Raw genomic sequence first — 13,808 nt, forward strand, 5'->3', positions numbered from 1 at the left:
TGGGGTTGCCCCACACATAACTGGAGAATAACGATGATAAAACCGACGTTTTTACGCCGGGCGGCGATTGCAGCTTTGCTTTCAGGATGTTGTTTTAGTGCGGCAGCCGCGCCACCTGTTTCTTATGGTGTGGAGGAAGATATCTTCCATCCGGTACGCACAAAGCAGGGGATGGTGGCGTCTGTAGATGCTACTGCCACTCAGGTGGGGGTGGATATCCTCAAGGAGGGCGGGAATGCCGTTGATGCTGCCGTGGCGGTGGGCTACGCGCTGGCGGTAACGCATCCGCAGGCGGGGAATCTGGGCGGCGGTGGTTTTATGTTAATCCGCTCGAAAAATGGCAATACCACGGCTATCGATTTCCGCGAAATGGCGCCGGCCAAAGCGACCCGCGATATGTTCCTTGATGATCAGGGCAACCCGGACAGCAAAAAATCACTCACTTCGCATCTGGCTTCCGGCACGCCCGGTACGGTAGCAGGTTTCTCGCTGGCGTTGGATAAATACGGCACCATGCCGTTGAACAAAGTGGTGCAGCCAGCGTTTAAACTGGCACGCGATGGTTTTATCGTTAACGACGCGCTGGCAGACGATCTCAAAACCTACGGTAGCGAAGTGTTGCCGAATCACGAAAACAGTAAAGCTATCTTCTGGAAAGAGGGCGAGCCGCTGAAAAAGGGCGACAAGCTGGTGCAGGCGAACCTGGCAAAGAGCCTGGAGATGATTGCTGAAAACGGCCCGGATGAATTCTACAAAGGCAAGATAGCGGAACAGATTGCCCAGGAGATGCAGAAAAACGGTGGCTTGATCACGAAAGAAGATTTAGCGGCGTATAAAGCGGTCGAACGCACGCCGATAAGCGGCGATTATCGCGGGTATCAGGTTTACTCCATGCCACCGCCATCTTCCGGCGGTATTCATATCGTACAAATCCTCAATATTCTGGAAAACTTCGATATGCAGAAGTACGGCTTTGGCAGCGCCGATGCGATGCAAATCATGGCAGAGGCCGAGAAATATGCCTACGCCGACCGCTCGGAATATCTTGGCGACCCGGATTTTGTCAAAGTCCCGTGGCAGGCGCTGACCAATAAAGCCTATGCCAAATCCATTGCCGAGCAAATCGATATCAATAAAGCGAAGCCATCCAGCGAAATTCGCCCAGGCAAGCTTGCGCCTTATGAGAGTAATCAAACTACCCATTACTCAGTGGTGGATAAAGACGGTAACGCGGTAGCGGTGACCTATACGCTGAACACCACCTTCGGTACGGGTATTGTCGCAGGCGAGAGCGGTATTTTGCTCAATAACCAGATGGATGATTTCTCCGCCAAACCGGGCGTACCGAACGTTTACGGGCTGGTGGGCGGTGATGCCAACGCCGTCGGGCCGAACAAACGTCCGCTGTCGTCGATGTCGCCGACTATTGTGGTGAAAGACGGTAAAACCTGGCTGGTGACTGGTAGTCCTGGCGGTAGCCGGATTATCACCACTGTGCTGCAAATGGTGGTAAATAGCATCGATTATGGGATGAACGTCGCCGAAGCGACCAATGCGCCGCGTTTCCACCATCAGTGGTTGCCGGACGAGCTGCGTGTCGAGAAAGGATTTAGCCCGGATACGATCAAGCTGCTGGAAGCAAAAGGTCAGAAAGTGGCGCTGAAAGAGGCGATGGGCAGTACACAAAGCATTATGGTTGGGCCTGACGGTGAGTTGTACGGCGCATCCGACCCACGCTCGGTGGATGATTTAACGGCGGGGTATTAAGGTTAGCGGCCCTCTTCGTGGGAAGAGGGCCGTATTGTCAGGGCAAGCCGAAGGTAGCTTTTTTTATTTCGTAATCCTGTAGATATTCTTCCAGCGGCTTTGCCGTTCCCAGAGAATGAATTTCACCACTGTCTTTATCAATAATAAAAGGTGCGTTACCAGCTAAGCGCGCGGCCTCATCACCAGTTTCGAGAAATTCTCGTGCTTCGAAACAGAAATACCAGCCCTGGCTAAAACGTCCATGCAGAGTGATGACGACAGGGAGATCTGCATCATCAAGGTAATGGTTCGCTTTCGCGAATGCGTCGTGATAAGTAATCATAATTATAATAAATATTATTATTGAGTGTTATATTATTATTCCTGCGTTATACATTGAGCAAAGACGCGTTCATCTTCGTCAAAGATATTATTAAATGCTAGTTTTGAAAAAAAGTTCATCGGATAAGATATAGTCACGAAATAAGTTCCTGCTAATCTTTTGAGATTTCTTTTTCAGAAAGTCGAACGGGTTTTTTTTTCATTTAAGTTATCAGAATCTAATTATTCGGGTAAAATTCTAACTAAATAAACAATGTCACTAAAATAATCATAACCATTAGCTATTTCGGCTAAAATAGCGACTACATGTCTTCGGTCCATCTCATTTAAGGAGTGTAGTTCCGTTGTAAGTTTTTTTTCATAGCTTGCATTACTAAATTTCGAACAAGAAATTTACTGCTGGTAATCTCTAAAAAGATGGTATGGTTTACAATTATTTTAGTTACCTTTTGATTATTATGAACAACTGTCCATGATTTCGTTTAGGAATGAAGAGAAATCACTAAACGAACTGAATATATTTTCTGTGCCAATATTATCTCTAATTTCAAAAAAGTTACTTTTAATGTCATAAGTAAATATTGAAATGCTATCATCCCCGATCACTAACCGTTCTTGTAAGTCAGGATTTATGAAATCATCATTATCTCTATAAAATTCATTTACGGCAAAAAGGTTTTTAACTGAAGGTTCTGGAATCGAGAGACTAAATAATCGTAATCCATTAGCTTCGAATCCATCCATTGCTCTTAAAAAAGTAAGATAATCAGGTTGGTTATTAAAAAGAATCATAACTTCATTACATAATTTCTCCAGGCAATTAGTTGAATAAGAATTAAATTCCATTTGGATTATACTTTCAATAAATGATTCCTTGAGCGGTGCCTCAAATGGATAGTCTAAATCATTCATCATTTTTTTTAATTTATTTATTTGGGTTTTAATCATCATTTTGTGGGTTCCATAATATTTTTCATGGGAGGATAAATTGAGCCAGATGGAATGGCCCAGGGAGTGATTTTGCTTTCACCCACTAATATTCCCTTAGCTATTCGTGATTGCATGTTAGTAAAAACTTTATGATATGGTTCGTTTTCGATTAATACTAAATTTTCCAAATCATTAGTACCACCATCATCTAGAGATAGTTTATGGTGAACATTATAATTTAGAGGAACGTTGCCCTTTCTCATTCTTAAAAGGTCTTCGGCGTTGAATCTTCCAGATGCTTCGGAGGTTTTTGCAAGTTTGATAAGAAAATTTTTTCTTACAGTTTTATTAAACTCCTTTCGTAAGTTAGCTAAGTCTTTTGAAGGTCTCTTAATGTATATTATTTCTATTATGTCTATACCATCAAGAAGTTTTTGTTGACCTCTAAGTTTGCCTAAGTAACTATTTATTTCTGTATATGTATCAACATTATAACGCTTTGTTAAAAGAATAGATGCTGTTGCTATCGCTATGCCCGCTGTTTTTTCATTTAGTATTTGGTCATAGCCTTTGATTGCATCTCCACCCAGTTTTTCCGCAGTATCTCTGAATCCTTCAATGTTCCCATTGTATACGCCACCAGCAGCAAGTAGCCTGCCAACAGCTTTGCTGTTTAACGTTTTGAAACTATTATTTGTTTGGTTTTTTGAATTTGGTAAAAACAAACGGTTATAATTTTCAGGGAGTGCCAAATAGCTGAACTCGGTATTTGCGATAAGATGTTGACAGAGGATGAATTCATAACTAACAGTTATTGTTTCTGTATCCAATTGATTTTCAATGATCTGATGATGAATAGCCGATAAAAAAGCGCCTCTTAGTTGTATATAATAATACTTTTCCCATCTACCAAATCTATTGATTCTATAAAAGTCAAATTCCATAAATAATTGTTCATTATTGTTAATGGAATTAATAAGTAATGGAGTGCTTTTATCAATTAATTTACAAAATGTCATGCCCTGTAACTGTGAACCAAGCCCCGTATTAGTAATGCTATTTGCGAGTGAGAATGTAAATATTTCATTCTCATGCCCGCTCTGCCAGCGATTACCTATAGATTCAGTAGTCCCACAACCTGCGGAGATGCTTCCTTGTTGTTCTCCCGTTACTGTCAGGTAAACAATATTATTCATCCCTGAAAACTCCTTTTATGGCATGCTATTTTATTAATGGCACTATTATGCTTGTTAATTGTTATTTATTTACTCCAGGAAATTGTAGACGTATATATTAAAAATAAAATATTACACTTTAGGAATTAATTATGAGGTGAATCTCAATATACTTATTGGGAAAATAAATACATTAAAGGAAGGTATGCCGATTTTGAATGACACCCTTTTTCCATCTCAGAAAAAGGGCACTATCTTACTTCACCCGCGCCATATAATACGCATCAACATATTCACCATTACGCAATGCGTACTTCTTGCCGGTCCCTTCAATCTCAAAGCCGAATTTTTTATAGACCTTAATTGCTGGCGCGTTATCGACGAACACCGTTAGTTCAATACGATCTACCCGCAACCAGTTGTCGCACATTTCAATCATCTCTCGTATCAGGGTGCTGGCGACACCGCGATTCTTCCAGCGGGCGTCGACACAGATACCAAAATCGGCAACATGACTGCGGCGTGGGCGTTGCTGTACATCAATGGTGAGATGACCTACTACAGTTCCATCAATACAGGCGACGAGTTGCTTGATGCCGGGGCGAGCGGTGAGTCGCTCCTGCCACATTGGCTCTGACGGATGAGGCACCTGTAGTGTGTTGTAATACACCTCCGGCTGGGCGTGGATATGCCGAATGGCCTCATAATCGCGCGTTTCTGCGTGGCGTATTACTATCTCACTCATTCCTCTGTCCTCTTTAGGGTAAATGTCCCTTTCAACATCATTGACTTTCAAATACGAGTCAAATGGATTTTTTTGCAAAAAGTGTTGGACAAGTGCAAATGAGAATGATTATTATTGTCTCGCATTCAGGAAGACCCTCGCGGAGAACCTGAAAGCACGACATTGCTCACATTGCTTCCAGTATTACTTAGCCAGCCGGGTGCTGGCTTTTTTTTTTCTTTCGTACTGGTTTGTTTGCCATTTTGTCCACGGGAAGTGTTCCTCGTGTTGAGACAAATGCAAAATTGCCTGATGCGCTACGCTTATCAGGCCTACAAACCGATGCCATTTTGTGTAGGCAGGGTAAGGCGTTCACGTCGCATCCGGCATGAATAAAGTGCACTTTGCCAACAATCTGACGTACTGAAGCCCAGGCATAGGAACCACGTCCGCTTTGCGCTAAGGTGTAAATAACCACCTTAAAAAGGACGAAATTATGGTCATCAACTGCGCCTTTATTGGCTTCGGCAAAAGCACCACCCGTTACCATCTGCCGTATGTACTTAACCGCAAGGATAGCTGGCATGTCGCGCATATTTTTCGCCGCCATGCAAAGCCGGAAGAACAAGCTCCCATTGACTCTCATATCCATTTCACCAGCGATCTCGACGAAGTGTTAAACGATCCCGATGTTAAGCTGGTTGTCGTCTGCACCCACGCGGACAGCCACTTCGAGTACGCGAAGCGCGCACTGGAAGCCGGGAAAAATGTACTGGTCGAAAAACCGTTCACCCCGACGCTTGCGCAGGCGAAAGAGCTGTTTGCGCTGGCGAAAAGTAAAGGGCTGACCGTCACGCCGTATCAGAATCGTCGCTTTGATTCCTGCTTCCTGACGGCGAAAAAAGCGATTGAAAGCGGCAAGCTAGGAGAGATTGTCGAAGTGGAAAGCCATTTTGACTATTACCGCCCGGTGGCAGAAACCAAACCTGGACTGCCGCAGGATGGCGCGTTCTATGGGCTTGGTGTGCATACCCTGGACCAGGTTATCTCGCTGTTTGGTCGCCCGGATCACGTCGCTTATGACATCCGCAGCCTGCGTAATAAAGCCAATCCTGACGATACCTTTGAAGCGCAGCTGTTTTATGGCGACCTGAAAGCGATCGTTAAAACCAGTCATCTGGTGAAAATCGATTATCCGAAATTTATCGTTCACGGTAAGAAAGGTACATTTATTAAATACGGCATCGACCAGCAGGAAACCAGCCTGAAGGCTAATATTATGCCGGGCGAACCTGGATTTGCGGCGGATGATTCGGTCGGTGTGCTGGAGTATGTCAATGACGAGGGCGTGACGGTCAGAGAAGAGATGAAGCCGGAGATGGGCGACTATGGACGTGTGTATGATGCGTTGTACCAAACCATCACCAGCGGTGCGCCAAATTACGTCAAGGAATCTGAAGTTCTTACCAATCTGGAAATCCTTGAACGCGGTTTTGAACAAGCCTCTCCCTCCACAGTGACTCTCGAGAAGTAAGTTTGATGGCCCCTCGAATAGTTCAATTTTTTTGAACAGATGGGTCAATTTTCACCCTCTATCATCCCAGGCAGATCGGGTCCACACTAAGCCCATCGAAATCATTCAGGGGGCGAATACAAATGATCTACTTACGCAAAGCAAATGAACGCGGTCATGCAAATCATGGCTGGCTGGACTCCTGGCATACTTTCTCTTTTGCCAACTATTATGATCCGAACTTTATGGGCTTCTCCGCGCTGCGCGTGATTAACGACGACGTGATTGAAGCAGGGCAGGGCTTCGGCACTCACCCGCATAAAGATATGGAAATTTTGACCTACGTGCTGGAAGGTACTGTTGAGCACCAGGACAGCATGGGCAATAAAGAACAGGTTCCGGCGGGCGAGTTCCAGATTATGAGTGCGGGTACGGGTATTCGTCACTCAGAGTACAACCCAAGCAGCACCGAGCGTCTGCATCTGTATCAGATCTGGATCATGCCGGAAGAAAACGGCATTACGCCGCGTTATGAACAGCGTCGCTTCGATGCCGTGCAGGGTAAACAACTGGTGCTCTCGCCGGATGCGCGTGACGGTTCGCTGAAAGTGTATCAGGATATGGAACTGTACCGCTGGGCGCTGGTAAAAGATGAGCAGTCGATACATCAGATTGCCGCTGAACGCCGCGTCTGGATCCAGGTGGTGAAAGGTAATGTCACTATTAACGGCGTAAAAGCCTCGACCAGCGATGGTCTGGCGATTTGGGATGAGCAGGCGATTTCCGTCCACGCTGATAGCGACAGTGAAATTCTGCTGTTCGATTTACCGCCAGTCTAAATTTATCTCACAAACCTTCCTGAGGAATCAGGAAGGTTGTGATGCGTCCGTGGTAAACTAAAGGAATCTATCCCTTTTGTACCTTTCAGGACGATGAAAAAGAAAAGACCCGTACTTCAGGATGTGGCTGACCGTGTAGGCGTGACCAAAATGACGGTCAGCCGTTTTTTGCGTAACCCGGAGCAAGTTTCCGTCGCTCTACGTGGCAAGATTGCCGCCGCTCTTGATGAACTGGGTTATATTCCCAATCGTGCGCCCGATATCCTCTCTAACGCCACCAGCCGGGCGATTGGCGTCCTGTTACCTTCTCTCACCAACCAGGTTTTTGCGGAAGTATTACGCGGAATCGAAAGCGTCACCGACGCGCACGGTTATCAAACCATGCTGGCGCACTACGGTTATAAACCGGAAATGGAGCAAGAACGCCTTGAATCGATGCTCTCCTGGAATATCGATGGCCTGATCCTTACCGAACGTACCCACACGCCACGCACCTTAAAGATGATTGAAGTGGCGGGTATTCCGGTGGTGGAGCTGATGGACAGCCAGTCGCCGTGCCTCGATATCGCTGTCGGTTTTAATAACTTTGAAGCGGCACGCCAGATGACTGCTGCCATTATTGCTCGCGGGCATCGACACATTGCTTATCTCGGCGCACGTCTCGACGAACGTACTATCATCAAACAGAAGGGATATGAGCAGGCGATGCTGGATGCAGGCCTGGTGCCATATAGCGTGATGGTTGAACAATCTTCTTCTTACTCTTCCGGTATTGAACTGATTCGTCAGGCGCGGCGGGAATATCCACAGTTGGATGGCGTGTTCTGTACCAACGATGACCTGGCGGTCGGCGCGGCGTTTGAATGTCAGCGTCTGGGGTTGAAAGTTCCTGACGATATGGCGATTGCCGGTTTCCACGGTCATGACATCGGCCAGGTGATGGAGCCACGGCTGGCAAGTGTGCTGACGCCGCGTGAGCGGATGGGCAGCATTGGCGCTGAACGCCTGCTGGCGCGTATTCGTGGCGAAGCGGTGACGCCGAAAATGTTAGATTTAGGTTTCACCTTGTCACCGGGTGGATCTATTTAAGCCTACAAATTTGAAGTAGCTCACACTTATACACTTAAGGCACGGATGGATATTGCTTCTGTTTTTGTCCGGCTGGAGAATGTTACCGATAACAGTTACCCGTAACATTCTTAATTCTTGTACTGTGGGGGCACCACTTTGAGCACGACTAATCATGATCACCACATTTACGTCTTAATGGGCGTATCGGGCAGCGGCAAATCTGCGGTCGCCAGTGAAGTGGCGCATCAACTTCATGCCGCGTTTCTTGATGGCGATTTCCTCCATCCGCGCCGCAATATCGAAAAAATGGCGTCTGGTGAACCGCTGAATGACGACGATCGCAAACCGTGGTTGCAGGCGCTGAACGACGCCGCGTTTGCCATGCAGCGTACCAATAAAGTGTCGCTGATCGTCTGCTCTGCACTGAAAAAACACTATCGCGACCTGCTGCGTGAAGGTAATCCGAATCTCTCTTTCATCTACCTGAAAGGCGATTTTGATGTGATTGAAAGCCGCCTGAAAGCGCGCAAAGGCCATTTCTTTAAAACCCAAATGTTGGTGACGCAGTTTGAAACGCTGCAGGAGCCGGGTGCGGACGAAACCGATGTACTGGTGGTGGATATCGATCAACCGCTGGAAGGTGTTGTGGCAAGCACCATTGAGGTTATTAAAAAAGGCAAATAAGTAGTGACTACATTAACGCTTGTTTTAACAGCAGTAGGGTCTGTTTTACTGCTGCTGTTTTTAGTCATGAAGGCGCGTATGCACGCTTTCCTGGCTTTGATGGTGGTGTCTATGGGGGCTGGCCTTTTTTCCGGTATGCCGCTCGATAAAATCGCAGCGACGATGGAAAAAGGGATGGGAGGCACCCTCGGCTTCCTGGCGGTGGTTGTCGCCCTGGGAGCCATGTTTGGCAAGATCTTACATGAAACCGGCGCAGTCGATCAGATTGCCGTCAAAATGCTCAAATCCTTCGGTCACAGCCGCGCGCATTATGCCATCGGCCTTGCGGGGCTGGTCTGCGCGCTACCGCTGTTCTTTGAAGTGGCGATTGTTCTGCTGATTAGCGTTGCTTTCTCGATGGCGCGCCACACCGGCACGAACCTGGTGAAACTGGTAATCCCATTATTCGCAGGCGTGGCAGCAGCGGCTGCGTTCCTGGTGCCTGGACCAGCGCCGATGCTGCTGGCATCGCAGATGAATGCCGACTTTGGCTGGATGATCCTGATTGGCCTGTGTGCGGCAATTCCGGGGATGATTATTGCCGGGCCGCTGTGGGGCAATTTCATCAGCCGTTACGTGGAGCTGCATATTCCTGACGACATCAGCGAACCGCATCTCGGCGAAGGCAAAATGCCGTCTTTTGGATTCAGCCTGTCGCTGATCCTGCTGCCGCTGGTGCTGGTAGGTCTTAAAACCATTGCTGCGCGTTTTGTACCAGAAGGATCAACTGATTACGAATGGTTTGAGTTTATCGGTCATCCGTTTACTGCGATTCTGGTTGCTTGTCTGGTAGCGATTTATGGCCTGGCAATGCGTCAGGGCATGCCAAAAGACAAAGTGATGGAGATTTGCGGTCACGCGCTACAACCAGCGGGAATTATTCTGCTGGTGATTGGTGCAGGCGGCGTGTTCAAACAGGTGCTGGTTGACTCTGGCGTAGGTCCGGCGCTGGGCGAAGCATTAACCGGCATGGGCCTGCCGATTGCTATCACCTGCTTCGTGCTGGCAGCTGCAGTGCGCATCATTCAGGGGTCTGCCACCGTTGCCTGTTTAACGGCGGTGGGGCTGGTGATGCCGGTCATTGAACAACTGAACTACTCCGGTGCGCAAATGGCGGCACTGTCGATTTGTATCGCTGGTGGTTCGATTGTCGTCAGCCACGTTAACGACGCTGGTTTTTGGTTGTTCGGTAAATTTACCGGTGCGACCGAAGCCGAAACGCTGAAAACCTGGACCATGATGGAAACCATCCTCGGCACTGTCGGTGCCATCGTCGGGATGATTGCGTTCCAGCTGTTGAGTTAATTACTGCGACAAATTACTGCGAGCTTGCTCGCAGTAATTCATTTCTCTTTTCTCCCCTCTTCATCTTTTTGATCTCTCTCGCAAATTTACCTGCTAATAATCCGTTCTAATCACTGCCTAAAGATTGCAGGAGATAAAGATGGAAAAGCACGGAGCTGAATTGCTTTTAAAGCGGATGTTAGGAAATACCACCGCTACTTTCAGGGAAGGGCAATGGGAAGCCATAGACGCGGTGGTGAACCAACGGCGAAAACTGCTGGTTGTCCAACGCACTGGCTGGGGGAAAAGTGCCGTGTACTTCATCGCCAGTAAAATCTTCCGCGATCGCGGCGTTGGCCCGACAATTATCATCTCTCCTTTGCTTGCCCTGATGCGTAACCAGGTTGCCGCCGCTGAACGGTTAGGTATTACGGCTGAAACGTTGAATTCTACAAACAGAGAAGAATGGCAGCGCATTAGCGATAAGTTGCTGCAAGGTGAGGTCGATTGCTTGCTGGTTTCCCCGGAACGTTTGGCAAACCAGGACTTTATCGAAACGGTTTTATATCCTATAGCCGATCGTATTGGCTTGCTTGTGGTCGACGAGGCGCACTGCATCTCTGATTGGGGCCACGATTTTCGCCCGGATTACCGACGTATATTAGATATTTTGCGCCAACTGCCTGCGAATACCCCTGTTCTGGGTACAACCGCGACAGCGAATAACCGTGTCGTTGAGGATATCCGTCAGCAATTGGGTGACATTGTGATTCAGCGTGGAACGCTGGCTCGCGAAAGTTTGGCGCTTGATGCCTTAGTCTTAGGTGAACAGTCATCCCGTCTGGCATGGTTAGCAACGGTTATCCCTCAGTTTTCCAAATCGGGAATTGTTTATACCCTGACTACTCGCGATGCCGAACTTGTCGCCGAGTGGTTAAGGAAAAATGGTATCAGTGCATTTGCTTACTACAGTGGCGTGACTTGTGAAGGCGCGGAAGATTCTAATACTGCCAGGGAATATCTGGAGCAGGCACTGCTGGCAAATAAAATTAAAGTTCTGGTCGCGACGACGGCGCTGGGAATGGGCTTTGACAAACCGGATTTGGGGTTTGTTATTCATTACCAGATGCCAGGTTCGATAGTTGGTTACTACCAACAGGTGGGGCGTGCCGGTCGCGGTATCGATTCTGCTGTTGGCATACTGCTTTGTGGCAGTGAAGACCGCGCTATTCATAAATTCTTCCGTGAAAGCGCCTTTCCTGCGGAGGCGCAAATTCATGAAATACTCAACGTACTTAGCGAGAATGACGGTCTTACCCTACGAGGCATTGAACAACGGACGAATCTTCGTTATGGGCAAATAGAAAAAGCACTGAAGTTACTGGTAGCTGAAAATCCATCGCCTGTGGTGTATACCGAGAAATTATGGCGCAGAACAATTGTCAGTTTTTCTCCTGACCATGAACGAATTAACCATTTGATGAATCAGAGAAAAAGTGAGCTGGAAGACGTTGAAAGCTATATCACGACCAAGGAGTGCAAAATGCAATTTCTGCGCCGCGCACTCGATGAGCCAAGTGCCGAACGTTGTGGTAAATGTAGCAGTTGTCTTCAGCATCCGTTGTTGTCGCCCGACATTGATAGCAGCTTACTCCATGCGGCAAATTTATTTATTAAACACGCTGACCTGCCATTAAATCTCAATAAACAGGTGGCAGCTGGGGCTTTTACGCAATACGGATTTAAAGGGAACTTGCCTGCGGGTTTACAAGGATCTACGGGGCGAGTCCTTTCTCGTTGGGGCGATTCCGGGTGGGGAAAGCAGGTAGCACAGGAGAAAAAAATGGGGCGCTTCAGTGATGAGCTGGTGGAGGCATGTGCGGAAATGGTTCGCCAACGCTGGAATCCGCATCCTGAACCAACCTGGGTATGCTGCGTTCCTTCATTAAGGCACCTCGACCTGGTTCCTGATTTTGCCCGGCGACTGGCGGCGAAACTAGGCTTACCTTTTATTGATGCCATTGGAAAAGTCGTGGACAATCCACCGCAGAAAATGCAGCAAAACCGTTTTCACCAGTGTCAAAATCTCGACGGGGCGTTTGTGATTACCCCTCCTTTGATGCCAGGTCCGGCGTTGCTGGTTGACGATATCGTGGATTCTGCATGGACGCTGACAGTTCTGACAGCACTGTTACGCCAGGCAGGTTGCCCGACGGTTTATCCTCTTGCCCTTGCTTCTACCTCGGTAAAAAATTGATGAATCTTTCAGCCAATGCACAAGCGACTCTCCTGCTAACCAGCGATTTTTCTCGCGCGGTGGCGAGTGAGCATAAACCTCTTAGCAATAGTGAATGGGGGAAGTTTGCATTATGGCTGAAGCACCAACGTATCAGTCCCGCCGATCTTCTGGTGCCACAACCGCAAGAGAAACTTACAGGCTGGAGCGATCCGCGTATTTCACAGGAGCGTATTCTTGGCTTGCTGGCGCGGGGTCATAGTCTGGCGTTGGCGGTAGATAAGTGGCAACGCGCCGGTTTATGGATCTTAACTCGAGGAGATGCCGATTATCCCGTTCGCTTGAAAAACCGATTGCGAACGGATGCACCTCCTGTTTTATTTGGCTGCGGGAATAAAGCATTACTGCAAGCGGAAGGTATGGCGATTGTTGGCTCGCGAGATGCTCCGACTGCCGATTTGCGCTATACCCAACAACTGGCAGCGAAACTGGCCCAACAGGGGATTTGCGTTATCTCTGGTGGTGCGCGAGGTATTGATGAGTGTGCAATGGCGTCGGCACTAGAGGCCGGGGGAACTGCCGTTGGCGTATTAGCTGATAGCTTGTTAAAAACGAGCACGTTAGTGAAATGGCGTGAAGGGCTTATAGCAGGCAACCTGGTGTTGATTTCGCCGTTTTACCCAGAGGTACGTTTCACTGTCGGCAATGCGATGGCGCGGAATAAATATGTTTATTGCCTTGCTGAAAGCGCAATGGTTGTACGTGCGGGAATGACCGGTGGAACGATAACTGGGGCGATGGAGGCATTAAAACATCAGTGGCTGCCTGTCCTGGTTAAACCAAATCAGGATGTGCAATCAGCCAATTCACGATTAGTAGAAAATGGGGCGTCATGGAGTGCTGAACAGGCTGAAAATGTGACGATCAGACTGCCAGACGTTCCTGGGCAGATGTATGACAGAGCATTCCGTAACGCTCAACCAGAACTGTTTTCGCTGCATGAAGATGACGCAAATTATGCAGTAATGCCTGCGCATACGCCTGTCGATTTTTATCAACTCTTTGTAGCGGAACTGGCGATCCTTGCAAAGGAATCGATAAGTATTGAAAGGCTGGCGTCTTGTACTGGTTTAACCATCGAACAAGCTAGTGTATGGCTGAATCGCGCAGAAGAAGAGGGAAGGGTTATCCGATTGGGCGAAGGTCATTATCAGTTCAGGTAATA

12 protein-coding genes and 1 pseudogene are annotated in these 13,808 nt (G+C 47.8%); 8 read left to right on the top strand and 5 right to left on the bottom strand.

The genetic code is table 11. From position 1 onward, the window contains the following. The first annotated feature begins 33 nt into the window (after positions 1–33). Complete coding sequence (ggt, locus tag D9597_RS00595) at positions 34–1,767, top strand: gamma-glutamyltransferase (RefSeq protein WP_130221361.1); 1,734 nt, start codon at positions 34–36, stop codon at positions 1,765–1,767. A 37-nt stretch (positions 1,768–1,804) separates the two neighbouring features. Here ggt and D9597_RS00600 read toward each other — a convergent pair whose 3' ends face one another. The 5 genes and pseudogenes from D9597_RS00600 to yhhY all read right to left on the bottom strand — a co-directional run bounded on the left by D9597_RS00600 (position 1,805) and on the right by yhhY (position 4,938). Next, the gene (locus D9597_RS00600; RefSeq protein ID WP_000634159.1) at positions 1,805–2,089 is read right to left on the bottom strand and encodes a YrhB family protein; all 285 of its coding nucleotides are present in this window, start codon (positions 2,087–2,089) and stop codon (positions 1,805–1,807) included. Between the two features lie 244 nt (positions 2,090–2,333). Then, positions 2,334–2,481: pseudogene (locus D9597_RS23470) on the bottom strand (hypothetical protein); the annotation flags it as partial. A gap of 63 nt (positions 2,482–2,544) precedes the next feature. After that, positions 2,545–3,039, bottom strand: a complete 495-nt coding sequence (gene yrhA, locus D9597_RS00605; protein WP_130221362.1) for a protein YrhA — start codon at positions 3,037–3,039, stop codon at positions 2,545–2,547. Beyond that, entirely contained in the window at positions 3,036–4,214 is a 1,179-nt protein-coding gene (locus tag D9597_RS00610) for an Hcp1 family type VI secretion system effector (RefSeq protein ID WP_130221363.1), read from the bottom strand. Before D9597_RS00610 ends, yrhA begins: the two co-directional genes overlap by 4 nt. A 235-nt stretch (positions 4,215–4,449) precedes the next feature. Further along, positions 4,450–4,938 carry an N-acetyltransferase gene (gene yhhY / locus D9597_RS00615; RefSeq protein ID WP_130221364.1) on the bottom strand — a complete coding sequence of 163 codons (489 nt, stop codon included), beginning with the start codon at positions 4,936–4,938 and terminating at the stop codon, positions 4,450–4,452. Positions 4,939–5,413: 475 nt separating this feature from the next. Here yhhY and D9597_RS00625 point away from each other — a divergent pair, with 475 nt between their 5' ends. From D9597_RS00625 to D9597_RS00655, 7 genes are all read left to right on the top strand, one after another. After that, positions 5,414–6,451 (top strand): oxidoreductase, encoded by a 1,038-nt coding sequence (locus D9597_RS00625; RefSeq protein WP_130221366.1) that lies wholly within the window; start codon positions 5,414–5,416, stop codon positions 6,449–6,451. Between the two features lie 122 nt (positions 6,452–6,573). Then, positions 6,574–7,269 (top strand): quercetin 2,3-dioxygenase, encoded by a 696-nt coding sequence (gene yhhW, locus D9597_RS00630; protein ID WP_130209049.1) that lies wholly within the window; start codon positions 6,574–6,576, stop codon positions 7,267–7,269. A 93-nt stretch (positions 7,270–7,362) separates the two neighbouring features. Further along, positions 7,363–8,358 (top strand): gluconate operon transcriptional repressor GntR, encoded by a 996-nt coding sequence (gene gntR / locus D9597_RS00635; RefSeq protein WP_130209047.1) that lies wholly within the window; start codon positions 7,363–7,365, stop codon positions 8,356–8,358. 138 nt (positions 8,359–8,496) lie between these two features. Beyond that, the gene (gene gntK / locus D9597_RS00640) at positions 8,497–9,024 is read left to right on the top strand and encodes a gluconokinase (RefSeq protein ID WP_000108330.1); all 528 of its coding nucleotides are present in this window, start codon (positions 8,497–8,499) and stop codon (positions 9,022–9,024) included. Between the two features lie 3 nt (positions 9,025–9,027). Then, entirely contained in the window at positions 9,028–10,368 is a 1,341-nt protein-coding gene (gene gntU, locus D9597_RS00645) for a gluconate transporter (protein WP_039072112.1), read from the top strand. 139 nt (positions 10,369–10,507) lie between these two features. Beyond that, positions 10,508–12,604, top strand: coding sequence for a RecQ family ATP-dependent DNA helicase (locus D9597_RS00650; RefSeq protein WP_130221367.1), 2,097 nt, complete (start codon positions 10,508–10,510; stop codon positions 12,602–12,604). Beyond that, positions 12,511–13,806 (top strand): DNA-processing protein DprA, encoded by a 1,296-nt coding sequence (locus D9597_RS00655; RefSeq protein WP_130221368.1) that lies wholly within the window; start codon positions 12,511–12,513, stop codon positions 13,804–13,806. Before D9597_RS00650 ends, D9597_RS00655 begins: the two co-directional genes overlap by 94 nt. The last annotated feature ends 2 nt before the right edge of the window (positions 13,807–13,808 follow it).

It is taken from the genome of Escherichia sp. E13S3, from assembly GCF_004212325.1.
In the GTDB taxonomy this organism is placed as follows: Bacteria; Pseudomonadota; Gammaproteobacteria; order Enterobacterales; family Enterobacteriaceae; genus Escherichia.

Coding starts and splice junctions, on each gene's coding strand:
- ggt (WP_130221361.1), top strand. CDS start 34: ATGATAAAACCGACGTTTTTACGCCGGGCGGCGATTGCAGCTTTGCTT.
- D9597_RS00650 (WP_130221367.1), top strand. CDS start 10,508: ATGGAAAAGCACGGAGCTGAATTGCTTTTAAAGCGGATGTTAGGAAAT.
- D9597_RS00600 (WP_000634159.1), bottom strand. CDS start 2,089: ATGATTACTTATCACGACGCATTCGCGAAAGCGAACCATTACCTTGAT.
- D9597_RS00610 (WP_130221363.1), bottom strand. CDS start 4,214: ATGAATAATATTGTTTACCTGACAGTAACGGGAGAACAACAAGGAAGC.
- yhhY (WP_130221364.1), bottom strand. CDS start 4,938: ATGAGTGAGATAGTAATACGCCACGCAGAAACGCGCGATTATGAGGCC.
- yhhW (WP_130209049.1), top strand. CDS start 6,574: ATGATCTACTTACGCAAAGCAAATGAACGCGGTCATGCAAATCATGGC.
- D9597_RS00625 (WP_130221366.1), top strand. CDS start 5,414: ATGGTCATCAACTGCGCCTTTATTGGCTTCGGCAAAAGCACCACCCGT.
- D9597_RS00655 (WP_130221368.1), top strand. CDS start 12,511: ATGGACGCTGACAGTTCTGACAGCACTGTTACGCCAGGCAGGTTGCCC.
- yrhA (WP_130221362.1), bottom strand. CDS start 3,039: ATGATGATTAAAACCCAAATAAATAAATTAAAAAAAATGATGAATGAT.
- gntR (WP_130209047.1), top strand. CDS start 7,363: ATGAAAAAGAAAAGACCCGTACTTCAGGATGTGGCTGACCGTGTAGGC.